8 protein-coding genes are annotated in these 12,179 nt (G+C 45.4%); 7 read left to right on the forward strand and 1 reads right to left on the reverse strand.

Going from position 1 to position 12,179, the window contains the following annotated elements:
* Positions 1-36: 36 nt before the first annotated feature.
* From J1778_RS03745 to J1778_RS03765, 5 genes are read left to right on the forward strand one after another with little or no spacing between them, the layout of a single operon-like run.
* Positions 37-2,451, forward strand: a complete 2,415-nt coding sequence (locus J1778_RS03745; protein WP_217172049.1) for a fimbria/pilus outer membrane usher protein — start codon at positions 37-39, stop codon at positions 2,449-2,451.
* Between the two features lie 19 nt (positions 2,452-2,470).
* Positions 2,471-3,184, forward strand: a complete 714-nt coding sequence (locus J1778_RS03750; RefSeq protein ID WP_217172050.1) for a fimbria/pilus chaperone family protein — start codon at positions 2,471-2,473, stop codon at positions 3,182-3,184.
* A 43-nt stretch (positions 3,185-3,227) separates the two neighbouring features.
* Positions 3,228-4,139 (forward strand): tetratricopeptide repeat protein, encoded by a 912-nt coding sequence (locus tag J1778_RS03755; protein ID WP_217172051.1) that lies wholly within the window; start codon positions 3,228-3,230, stop codon positions 4,137-4,139.
* Positions 4,140-4,195: 56 nt separating this feature from the next.
* Positions 4,196-4,885: an acid-sensing system DNA-binding response regulator EvgA gene (gene evgA / locus J1778_RS03760; protein WP_217172052.1), complete on the forward strand. Its 690-nt coding sequence runs from the start codon at positions 4,196-4,198 to the stop codon at positions 4,883-4,885.
* Position 4,886: 1 nt separating this feature from the next.
* Positions 4,887-8,429, forward strand: coding sequence for an ATP-binding protein (locus tag J1778_RS03765; protein WP_217172053.1), 3,543 nt, complete (start codon positions 4,887-4,889; stop codon positions 8,427-8,429).
* A 112-nt stretch (positions 8,430-8,541) separates the two neighbouring features.
* Here the strand turns inward: J1778_RS03765 and J1778_RS03770 are convergent, their stop codons facing one another.
* A complete protein-coding gene (locus tag J1778_RS03770) occupies positions 8,542-9,189 on the reverse strand; it encodes a DsbA family protein (RefSeq protein WP_217172054.1) in 648 nt (215 codons plus the stop codon).
* A 360-nt stretch (positions 9,190-9,549) separates the two neighbouring features.
* Between J1778_RS03770 and J1778_RS03775 the strand changes: the two genes are divergently transcribed.
* Both J1778_RS03775 and J1778_RS03780 read left to right on the forward strand, forming a co-directional pair.
* Positions 9,550-9,747: a hypothetical protein gene (locus J1778_RS03775; RefSeq protein ID WP_120508645.1), complete on the forward strand. Its 198-nt coding sequence runs from the start codon at positions 9,550-9,552 to the stop codon at positions 9,745-9,747.
* A 100-nt stretch (positions 9,748-9,847) separates the two neighbouring features.
* Positions 9,848-10,975 (forward strand): alpha/beta fold hydrolase, encoded by a 1,128-nt coding sequence (locus J1778_RS03780; RefSeq protein ID WP_217172055.1) that lies wholly within the window; start codon positions 9,848-9,850, stop codon positions 10,973-10,975.
* Positions 10,976-12,179 lie beyond the last annotated feature (1,204 nt).

Raw genomic sequence — 12,179 nt, forward strand, 5'->3', positions numbered from 1 at the left:
TAATTTCCTCCGGAAGGAATCTGGCAGGTCTTTATTATGCGTTATTCTCCGCTCGTTATCGGAATTCTGATTGCCCTGTCAGGGGCGACGGCTGCGCGGTCAAGTGAAATTGACTCCGTCAACAAATCTACTGGTGTAGTTGATTTTGATCTGGATTCCCTGAAGTCTCTGGGTTATGGCCCAGAAGTCGCTCAATTTTTCAAAAACGGCAATCAATTTTATCCCGGTCAGCATGACGTCGTGATGAATGTCAACGGTGCTGGTAATTATTCCACCACCATTACCACGGGCGACCACGGCCAGGTCTGCGCCACACCTGAACTGCTGAAACTGTTACGTTTAAAAGCTGTACCTCAAGGGCCAGGATGTGTCGCGTTGAATACGCTGATCCCCGAGGCACGTATCACGCCCCATCCAGCCAGGTTCAGCATTGATGTTGTCGTGCCGGAAGAGGCTTTTGACGATGAATTACGTGGTAGCAACCTCACCTCAGGTGGATTTGCTCTGCTCAACAATTACCGTGTCTACGGCATGCGTATGCAAAACCGTGATTCGCAGCAGTTCTATCAGGGACAGTTTGAAACGGGGATGAACCTGCGCAACTGGGTCTTGCGAAACAACAGCAGCTTTACATCGGGTAACGACAGCTCTAAATACGAATTCAACGAGACGACCCTAAGCCGTGCTATTGAACCCTTAAAAGCGATTCTGGAGATGGGGCAGATTAATACGCAGGGAGCCCAGTTTGGGGGCACCCCGCTCAATGGTTTGCAGCTCTTTAGCGACGCTGCCTCACAAGATGGGGGGCGTTTGTTAGTGCCTATAACCGGACTGACACAAGCCCCCTCGACGGTCGAAGTGAGTCAGAACGGGCGTCTGCTATACCGCACCTTAGTCTCAGCCGGTCCATTTCAGTTAGATCGAATAAATGGTGTCACAAGCGGACAGCCGCTTGATGTGAGCATTTTGCAAAATGATGGCCAGACGCAACGATTCCAGGTCAATACCTCAACGCTTAACAAAAATGAAAGAGGCCCCCTCAGCTATCAGTTTGCGCTAGGAACCTATCGTGACCGAAGCAGCGGAAACGATAGCGATAAACCGCTGTTTGTCAGTGGTGAAGGGGACATCTCTGTTGGGGGGGCGCAGTTCTCAGGTGGGACCCAACTCTCTAGCCTCTATCAGGCCGCGGGTAGCCGGATCAATCTTTACTGGTCAGGGGATCGCCCTGTAACCGTCGGAGTGGGGATGACGGGAGCCAGGAGCCGGAATGAGCAAGGGTTGCAGGTAGACACGGGTTTGGGACTGGCTTTCGGATCAATCTCTCTGGGACTCACCACGCTGATGCGCAGTGCGCAATATCCAACGCTTGAGTCGTCGTTGCAACGCAGTGAGCCTAAAACTCAGACAGAAGAGGTGCAGAACTGGCAAACACAGGATACCGGTATTTCGACCTCGACGTCCCTCTCCCTCAGTTGGGCTGATGCAGTGTGGGGACGATTTGGATATGGGCTTGGTTACAACCAGTTTTACGGCGAGAAACAGGCCACCCTGTTGCATACCCTCAGCTACGGTCGAAAATTTAGTCTTGTCACCATGAATCTCAGTTTCCAGGCCGCCAGTGACAGGGATAATCGTGTGTTCCTGAGTGCGTCAGTGCCGCTTGGACGACGCTCCTCCTTGAGCAGCCAGATGCAGCGTTATCAGGGTGAAAATAACTACACTACCACCTTTTCTCATAATCCGGATGACCTCTGGGGCTACTCTGTGGGTGCCAGTCATAATGGGGATCAAAGTCGTCTTAACGGTTCAGTACGGGCAACAACTGCTTACAGCCAGTTATCTGCCAACGGAACGTGGGGGGATGACAGTTCCCGATCCATGATGTTTTCTGCTTCAGGCGCCACCGCGTATGCCGACGGATTATTCGCCACGTCTCCTTATGCCCTCAGCGACACTTTTGGGATTGTGAGTGTGCCCGGACAGCCCGGCGTAAGAGTGAGTGCCATGGGCAGCGGCACAACCATCACCAATCATTTTGGCACGGCAGCGATACCCTCAATGCCGGTGAACAAGAAAACCACCATACAGCTTAACACGAAAGACTTGCCGCTAAATGTTCGCCTGGGAAGTACCTCCTTTGACGTCGCTGTTTCCCGGGGGACGGTCATCACACGCGAAATCAAAGCCGCCGTGGTCAAGCAACTTCTCCTCACTGTCAAGATGCTCAATGGTGAAATGGCCCCTACAGGTGCGAGCGCGCTGGATAAGCAAGGTGTGCTCGCCGGAGTGGTGATGGGTAAGGGCAATCTAATGTTAAGTAACGATCAAATTGATAAACAGCTCTTTCTTCGTATTCCCAACCAGAGTGATTGCCGTCTGAGTTTTAAAGTTCCTGAATATTTTGACCCTAACGCGCTTTACGAAGAAGCCGATGCGTATTGTAAGTAAACCAACCCCTGGAGTTTTCATGTTTAATCCGTTTTATGCAGTGCAACAAACTAAACGCCATGCCGGAAAAGTGATTTTTGCCCTCGCCACCCTTCTGGCTACGCCTGTTGTTCATGCCAGTTTCCAACTGGAAACAATGACCGTGATCCTCGATGCCGGCGATGGCCGTAAGGTCTTTAGTGTGAAGAACATGTCGAAGGAGCCTATCTTATTGTCCACACAGGTAGAGGACATTCCAGGCGACCAACCTATAGCTAAAGATATCTTGGTCTCTCCCCCTATCATCCGTATTGAACCTGAGGAAAGTCAGCAAATTAACTTTGTACTCAAAAAAGGTACCGCGGTCCCGCATGAATTGCTGCTCAAAGCTTCATTTCAGGGGGTAGGCGCGGCGAAACAAAATGTCACTAAGATGCCTATACGTCAGGAAGTCGCGATGTTGGTGATCCCTGAAGGAATGGTTGAGAGTCAGAAACCTTGGGAAAACATGTCGGTCAAGCAAACCGGTAACCAGTTGACCCTCACCAACAAGGGACAACAGGTCATTCGTATGTCGCCTAATTTCACGACATTACCGGATGGTAAAGGGAATGGGATCGGCCAGTTCTATCTTCGTTCTGGCGAGGTAAAAACTGTGAATGTGGAAGGAACTGTGAAAGCGCTAAAGCTGACGCCTTTAAGCCGATACGGTTTTCGTATGGCGAATGATGTCACGATTCCTGTGAAGCAATAACGGATTATCAGTTTCCACCCTATTGTTATTAGAGAGAAAAGTAATGAAAAAGAAAATCGTAGTGATGGGGTGGCTTACCGTCTTCTTTCTCCTCCCGACATTGTCAGTCAACGCAGAGACGTTGCGAACAGATGAACAGTCTGCGGCTGCAAACGGAGATGTGCGTGCCCAGGTCAGGCTGGGCGTCATGTATGCCTCCGGCAAGGGAGAAACGCGTAACCTCGAACTGGCGCAGCGCTGGTTGATGGAAGCGGCAAAACAAGGAGATGCTGAAGCGGCCTACAATCTTGGGGTGCTGAGCGCGGATGGGAGTGCAAATTTGCAGGATTATCAACGAGCCTTTCGCTGGTTTATCCGGGCTGCAAACAGTGGCTACAAAGACGCGCAGTTCAATCTCGGCGTGATGTACAGCAATGGCCTGGGTGTTCAAAAAAACCAGGCGGAGGCCGAAAAGTGGTTTAGCGCTGCCGCCGAGCAGGGTACACCAGAAGAACAATATCGGCTGGGGATTGCATACAGAGAGGGTAAGGATGTCGATATGTCTCCGGAAAAGGCACGGATATGGTTAGGCAAAGCAGCCGAAGGCGGCCATATGCTGTCTCAATATAGTCTGGGCATTATGCTTGGAGAAGGTGAAGGCGGACCGCGGGATTATGCCCTTGCACTCGAATGGCTCACGTTGGCTGCACATCAAGGTGACGTATTAGCGCAAGAAAGCATCCAAGCATTAACGAGTCGTGGGCTGGGCAAAGGAGAAGATGCTGCATCAGCTCCTCCAATCGAGGTTGACCAAGCTGAAGCTCAGGCACCGTGTATTACCTGCCAGACGGAGGTTCTTGTTGAGGAAGAAATACCTAGTTCTCAGGATATCGATGAAATAAATGAAAGGGAACTGTATCAGCAAATGATCCTCCCAACTGTAAACCTTTTTAACGCGCAAGCGCCTACGGAATAAAGTCTGCGTGCGTTGGGAATGCTGCCAAAAGGTTGCCGTAATAATCCGGACTGAATATGTCACAAATTAATGAGAGTACAGAGAGTAACTGCAAGCTGCGGGGTGGGGGAAATGCCCATTCCACACGCATCGACACGGCCATCATAATCGACGATCACCCTATGGCAATGTTGGCATTGGAAACGTTGCTCAATAAAAATGGTATAGATGTGATAAATAAGTGTGGACAGGGCGAGGAGGGACTTGGGCAACTGCTGAAGATGAGGCCAGACATTGCCATTATTGATATCGATATGCCCGGGATCAGTGGCCTGGAAGTGATTGGGTCTGCCAGAATCGCTGGGCTTGACAGTATCCTCATTGCTTTTTCAGCTAAAAATGATGTCTTCTACGGCAAAAAGTGTCTGGCAACAGGAGCGAATGGTTTTGTCAGCAAAAAGAATGGCATAGATAATATCATCGGCGCAATTAACGCGGCCAGAAATGGATATAGTTATTTCCCCTTCATTTTGAATAGTTTTGTTGGACATATATCTTCAGAAGAAACAAAGATTGAAAGCTTATCAGAGCAAGAGGTTAGGGTATTGCATTATCTCTTGAAAGGGATGAGCATTGGTACAATGGCACAAACCATGAAAATTAATGTTAAAACTGTGAGCACTTATAAATTTCGATTGATGCAAAAACTCGATTGCAGCTCATTAATTGAGTTAGTGAATTTTGCAGCCAGAAATAATATAACTTGATATGAAAAATATTCTGCCCTGGATTTTTATTTTCTGTGCATTTTGGACAGGGATAACATTTGCCGGAAATGAAGTGGCATTAAAAAGTGAACTGGATTTCATGCCGTCTGTTTCAGCGGTACCGCTTAACCCTGGTTCGCTGACTGTAGGGGTTTACCGACCCCTGACGATGCCCTCGAGTTTTCTCGATAATTATGGTGCCTTTCGTGGACTCGATGCTGAATATATTGCACTTTTAACACATCACCTGAATATAAGAAGCAAAATCAAGATATATAACAGCAGGGAGCTGGCACTGACAGCATTAGGAAATGGAGAGGCAGATATAATTTTGACATCATTTTCTGACTCATCTGAAAAAATCTCTCGTGCGGAAAAGACTCTCTATCAAGGAATACCGATATTAAAAACGCAGATGGTTGCCGTTACCAACATGCAACATCTGGTATCCTTGCCGGAGGAGAGGGGGAATGAAAGGATCGCCACATTATCCGATCCCGTATACACTGACTTCATCAAAAAGACCTACCCCCAAGCTTGTGTGAAAAAATTTAGTAACATTTATTCTGCATTGAGTTCCGTCGAACGCGGAGAGAATGATATGTATATTGGTAATAACCTTGATGCAGGGTATTACCTTACCAATGATTTCTCACATACTCTTGAAATAAAAAAAGCGTGGGAAAAGCAGGCATCTGTAAAGTATTTTCTTGTCAATTCCCATAACACCTCTCTATACACTAAAGTCAGTGACTTTTGCCATCGTCTGTCATTAAGACAAAAAAATAATCTCCTCGATTATTGGCTCGATACCAATAAGTTGCTGCTGACAGCCGGTGAAATGCCTCTCACAGAGAAAGAAAAACAATGGGTACAAAATAATCCTACCATTAAGGTTTTAGCTAACCCTTATTATGCTCCCTTAACCATGATGAGTACCACTGAGGATATTAACGGCGTGGCGGGTGACCTTATTCAGCTAATTTCACTGAAAACGGGCCTGAAATTTGATGTGGATTATGTGAATACTGAAAATGACATGGCCGATAGGATAAAAAATGGTCAATGGGAAATGATCCCGGCTGCTACGGCAACCTCTGAGAGAGAGAAGGTCGCCCTTTTTTCGAACAGTTATCTTTCAGTACCCTACGTTTTTATATCCCGACATAATAAAAAAACCCAGCCCGGCAGTGCAACACTCACCAGAATCGCTGTACCTAACCATTTCGCATTATATCATTTTTTACAAAAAAAATACCCACAGGCAATATTTGTTCCTGTCGGTAGCTCAACTCAGGCATTGACTTATCTGATTGAGAATAAAGCAGATATCGCCGTTGCGAATAAAGTCACAGCACGATTTTTTATAGACCACTATTTCCGGGGAACAATGAATTACGCCGATATCCCCGACGCTCCCCCGGCAAATATCGCCTTTGCCATCAATAAAAATAAACCTGAGTTGCAAACTATCATTAACAAAGTGTTAGAAAGCGTGCCCTCAAAACAAATTTTCTATTCGGTTGATAAGTGGAACCGTGTTACAGACCCAGGTATTAATACTTGGAATCTTTATCGTAGGGAATTTTATAGTGTTTCGGCTTTTTTGTTACTGCTCATCGCAAGCAGTCTGGTCTGGGCCGTGTACCTGCAACGTGAAGTGCGTAAAAGAAAGGTGTTTGAAAGACATCTTTTAGACCAACTCAATTACAGCCATGAACTCTCTAACTTGCTTCCTTTCCCCCTGTATATGGTCGATCTGAATGGACAGATATTAAAGTCTAATGCCGCTTACATACATTCCATAGGATCCCATTTCGCCGCTGATACCATTTCCGTCAGTCATCCCCTATTTGAGGTGTTTACGCAAATTAAAAATCATTTTCAGGCTGGTCTGCTTCCTCATGTAGTTGTCACGACTGAACTGCTACTCGGTCTTCGTGGGCAAACGCGGGATGTACAGCATTGGTTTGTGCCTTTCAGGCGGAATGGTGAGTCAACCACAACCTTTATTTGCGGCTGGCAAGATATGACGGAGTATAAAAAATTACTGCATTGTCTGCAGTCGGAAAAAGAAAATGCTATTCGTGCAAATGAGGCAAAACGGCTTTTCCTCGCCAGAATGAGCCACGAAATAAGGACGCCGGTGAGCGCAGTGATGGGATTTCTCGAGATCTTAAAACACAAATACGCACAGGACGACGATTTCGGACTGGCTTATTCGGTCGCGTTTGGATTGCTTGATGTTGTCGGGGATGTCATTGATATTGAAAAAATTGAGTCTGGAAAGTACACCATCAACAATCAATGGCAGACATTGGGGTTCATGTTTGAGCATATAACCCATATGTTTGATGGGCTGGTTGAACAGAAACAAATCCAGTTGTCATGCCCTGAACCACTCGATGATACGTTTGAATATTACCTTGCCCCGCAACCCCTGCGTCAGATCATGGTCAATCTGTTGAGTAATGCCGTCAAATTTACGGAAAAGGGATCTGTCTGCGTCACCAGCCGGATCGAGTATCTGGACGTAGAGCATGCCATACTGGTGGTCGCAGTGATCGACTCAGGTGTGGGTATTTCATGCGCAGAACAAAATAAACTGTTTTTACCCTTCAGTCAGACGGAGTCTGGCAACAAGTTCACAGGGTCGGGGTTAGGGTTATCCATTTGTCGCCATCTCAGCGACATGATGGGAGGTAAGCTCGAGGTCTCTTCCGAACCTAACGTCGGAAGCACGTTTACGCTGACGCTCCCGGTGAAGTTTAGAGTGAACAGAGCGTATGAGTTGCCACAAGAACAATGCTGTCCCTGCGCGGTAAAGCAGAGTGATTTGACTATATTAATCGTTGATGACAATCGCAATAACAGACTGCTTTTGAAAAAACAGCTGATGATCTTAGGATATCTGGCTGAAGAAGCCGGTGATGGGAAGGAGGCATTAGCCGCGATCAAATATACTTCTTATGATCTGATCATAACCGATCTCGATATGCCCAAGATGAGCGGCGCCGAACTTGTCAGTGCGGTTCGTAAATTTGATAACCAGGCAGTCATTATCGGCCTTACCGCTCATGCTCAGGAAAGTGAAAGAAGACGGTGTATTGAGGCCGGCATGAATGACCTGTCCTTCAAGCCTCTCGGGTTGCAAAAGTTAAATGAGTTGCTTCTCAACTGCCCTGTTCGCCGGCAGCGGGAAGAATTTCCCGCATTAAATGAACTTTTCGGCAAAGACAGAGCAGCCTATTACGAATTTTTGCGGCAAGCTCAATCAGATGTTTTATTTGACCTCCAGACACTACTACAAGCACGCGTAGAAGAAGACCCCGAGGTGATTGCCAAAAAGATTCACCGCCTCTCCGGAACAGCTCAGATACTCAATGAAGAGGCGCTTTGCAACCAACTTGAGAAATACAAAGCCATCGACAAAAATGATCCTGATGAGATTAAGAAATACTTTACAACGTTGGTCAAGCAGCTTCATGTGATGTTGGCGAAAATAGAGAGCGTGATGAAGAGGCTATCAAACGAGGGAGGATAAAAATATCATTGCTGTCCTGATAATTGCTCAATGCGTAGACAAGTCTGATTATCAATACTTATCTACACGTTGAGACAATATGACAGCAAGATTTCCAGGGAAATGCAGAAGGTTACGGCTTTGTAATTAAGAGGTAATTCACCAATGAAGAGAACCTTGCAGTGTAATTTTCGACACTATTACCGACAGATATCCCAACGCCACCATTATTGATAAAGTATTTACCCGACACATACACAGACGGGGTACTGTTAACCCGCAGTTCTTTAGCGGCTTCATTCTGTTTATAAATAAGGGACTTCACAGGTAAGGTGTTTTTAACATTTTCATAAGATTCTGTACTGACCCCAGCCATGTTGAAGATATATTCAATATCTTTGGCGTTAGTGACGGAGTGGTTTTTCTGGATGCCATCAAAAAGAGGTTTCTCAATTTTATCCTCAATCCCTAGCACCATTGCAACAGCCCAGGCTTCGGTTAACTCATTGCCGAGGCTGCCCATGCTGCTAACGTGATATTTCACAAAATGGGTATTCTCAGGCATATTCTGGCTTACGGTTTTACCGATATGGTATTCATAATTGAATAAATAACATGGGCGGCAGTAGAACGAAAAGAATTCTACCGTGTCCGGCATCCAGGACACGTTATGCGACATGACCTGATATTCTTGGCCAGATTTGAATTCGGAGGCATGCGTGAATGGCGAGAGCATAGTAAGAAAAACAAGAGCAGATTTTATATGAGTTTGATAAAGCATGCACATATCCAATGAGTAAAAAGAAGCCGTTGGTTGGTGTATTTTCAATACATATCTGTTCGGGAGGCCGTAGAATCACGTAATGCTCTCCTGAACACTAATATCAGATTTGTGATCATGATATAATTTTCTACCGATAAGGTATATGAGTGCCGCGTCCTGAGTATGTAGTCTTATCCCTACAAAGGTAATCAATAAAGGGCATGTAATACCCAACAATTCAATGTGAGTATGTGTCTTAAAGAAAAGATGATGCATCAAAGAGAGTCTACTGAGTTTCATTTAAGATTGGTTAAGGAAAGAAGAACTAAGATAACCTTGCTTTGCAGGTAAAAGAGCAACACACAACAAGGAGGCTGTATGTTAGAAAATTATTTCCCTCATGAAACATCTGAAATCCAAAAACAGCGCGTTATTGCCGTCAACACTGCACTTGAATTAATTAAAGCCACACTTGCAGATGCTAATGATGGCCAAAGCATTGAGCATCAACTTCGGGCAGCAACGGCAAGCATTGCCCCTCTCGCTGATGCAATACAACGGGCGGTGGAAGTGTAGTGCACAGTCTTAAATAATAAAAACTTCGTTTAAGTCATCCAGGTGAACCAGATGCCTGATCACACTCTGTTAACCTGGACGCTTTGAAATGTTATGTTTTATGAAGCCTGTGCGCTGGTGGGGGATTTTTATTTGGCTCTTTTGCCCGATTGCCTTCGCTCAGTTAACGGGTAGGGGCGGTGATATGATTTGGCAAACACGTCTTCCTGAAAGCCGGGGTCTCATTGAGGCTGCGGAGCAGTATCGTATCGAGTATCCCTCTGTCGACGGTATTGACGGTATCACTCCACGCGTGGACAGTGCGGCTGTCTTTATACCAAAGGGCGTCGCGCCTTCTGTTGGCTGGCCTGTCGTTGTTTGGTTGCACGGTACTGTTGGGGTGGCCCATGATTGTGCTCCTTCACTTAATGCGCGCACGGCCCGTGACAGTCAGTATCTCAATACTTGGCTTTCCTTAGGATTTGCCGTCGTAGCCCCCGATTATGCCGGATTGGGGTCAAAAGGCTTGCATCATTATCTCCACGCACGTAGCGAAGCGTGGAGTACTCTGGATGCGGCAAATGCAGCCATTACGTCATTCCCTCTGCAAAATAAACTGGTATTGGTTGGGCAGTCGCAGGGCGCACATGCTGCCTTTTCAAGTGCTGGGTATCAACCCACCTACGCACCCTCGCTCAATATCGTCGCTACCGTGCTCACTGGCACCCCTTATTTTCCGCAAGACATGTCAGCCGTTAAAAGTCTGTTGACCTCACCTCGTGAAAGCCCAGCAAGCGGTGATCCAAAGATCCCCTATATTTTCTATATGTATCATTCTGCGGCAAACCGAACCTCCGGACTTGACGCAAAGAATTATTTTCTACCTGTTGCTTTACCCTTATTAAAAGACGCGTTAACACAGTGTATTCATCAACAAACAGAGCAAGTCTTAGTGAAGAGACTGAGCATGGAGAATACCGTTAAACCAGATATTTATAATGTCTTGTCAAATCTGCTACCTGATCTCGTTTATCCAACGTTGAAGATTAATCATGCGGTTTTTATTGGTATAGGTGATGAAGACGTGAATGTACCCACTGATATGCAGGTCAAATTTGCACAAGATATTAAGCATGCGGGAACGCGTGCCGAGGTGCACCGTTATATCGGGTTAGACCATAGCGGCGTTGTCAATCCATCCCTTCGTGATTCATTGCCCTTCGTCCTGCAAGAAATGAGCAAGCATTGATGAAATTTTAATTTAACCTTGTCGGCTTGAGGTGGAATTTATTCAACAACACGATTACTTCTGTAGGGAAAACCTGACAACGTCTGCATCCTGCTCTGATACTTTTTGCTCATGAAGTATGTAAATCTTACGGCAATGTTTATGTAAGCTTTGCGTAGAGGGATGTATGTGTTGTTCTGATTCTATAATATCTAATAATTATTATTTCAACTTGTGTTTTAGCAAGTTATTAAGGGGGGAATTACTTAGACAAAATTTTTGCATCATAGATATCGAAACTACGGATTATTCCTTGGTTAAAAAATACGTACTCCATGGGAAAAAGATTTTTGCATTTATCTCCAATGACCTGGATTACTATGCTCTCAAGTCACTGAAAAATATTATTTTTATTGATAAGCACAGTGGTTTGGATGATGTTCTAATTTGTCTTGTTGTCGATAATTTACGGTGTAATTATAAAGTTAAGCACAAGCTTTCAAAACGCGAGAATGACGTGATGATGTGTATATTTGATGGTCTTACTATGCATGAATCCGTTGAACGGTTGAAAATAACTACGAAAGCCTTTTATGCCAGTCGTCATCGACTAATAATTAAATTACAGCTAGGTAATAGAAACTCTTTTTATCAAAGTATTGCAAAATATCAATACGATCCCTACTACGATGAGGGTTTTTTATAAGTATATTTTCAATGCGAAGTGTCAGGTTTTTTAGTTCGATTTATTAAAAGAGAATTATCAAAGAAGATCAGAAAACTTGGAAAGATAATTCTCGAGTAAAGAGTATATCTATGGCGCAGAAAATGATATCGGCTGATTTTCCAATTCCCTGATTCAGGGAAACGACGATATCGAGAGAGCCCGGGATTCTTTTACAACCTCATCCAGATGCAAAGAGAGGGGATGGTTAAACACCGACCCCAAACCGCGGACGCCGGATGTGCCTCCTCTCATGCGGGAGCATTTTTTGCAGCAGATGAGATTTTCAGATGCTAACGTCACGCCTTCAAGAACTTTAAATGCACATTGTTCATTCTAAATCCTCGTAAGGTTGACAAGGTGGCCCGTAAACGTCGTCTGACCTTCCTGGACGTAATTAATCACTGAGACTTCTTTTGCGCGGTTGAAGAAATTTACTGAATTTGGCCACATGTATAGAGGTGATATGCTTAACTCTAAACAACAGGAGTGGCTACGAGG

Source organism: Rahnella bonaserana, assembly GCF_019049675.1.
GTDB classification, from domain to species: Bacteria; Pseudomonadota; Gammaproteobacteria; order Enterobacterales; family Enterobacteriaceae; genus Rahnella; species Rahnella bonaserana.

Bases quoted from the DNA above. Each gene is read 5' to 3' on its own strand.
- J1778_RS03745 (WP_217172049.1), top strand. From the start codon at position 37: ATGCGTTATTCTCCGCTCGTTATCGGAATTCTGATTGCCCTGTCAGGG.
- J1778_RS03750 (WP_217172050.1), top strand. From the start codon at position 2,471: ATGTTTAATCCGTTTTATGCAGTGCAACAAACTAAACGCCATGCCGGA.
- J1778_RS03775 (WP_120508645.1), top strand. From the start codon at position 9,550: ATGTTAGAAAATTATTTCCCTCATGAAACATCTGAAATCCAAAAACAG.
- J1778_RS03755 (WP_217172051.1), top strand. From the start codon at position 3,228: ATGAAAAAGAAAATCGTAGTGATGGGGTGGCTTACCGTCTTCTTTCTC.
- evgA (WP_217172052.1), top strand. From the start codon at position 4,196: ATGTCACAAATTAATGAGAGTACAGAGAGTAACTGCAAGCTGCGGGGT.
- J1778_RS03780 (WP_217172055.1), top strand. From the start codon at position 9,848: ATGAAGCCTGTGCGCTGGTGGGGGATTTTTATTTGGCTCTTTTGCCCG.
- J1778_RS03770 (WP_217172054.1), bottom strand. From the start codon at position 9,189: ATGCTTTATCAAACTCATATAAAATCTGCTCTTGTTTTTCTTACTATG.
- J1778_RS03765 (WP_217172053.1), top strand. From the start codon at position 4,887: ATGAAAAATATTCTGCCCTGGATTTTTATTTTCTGTGCATTTTGGACA.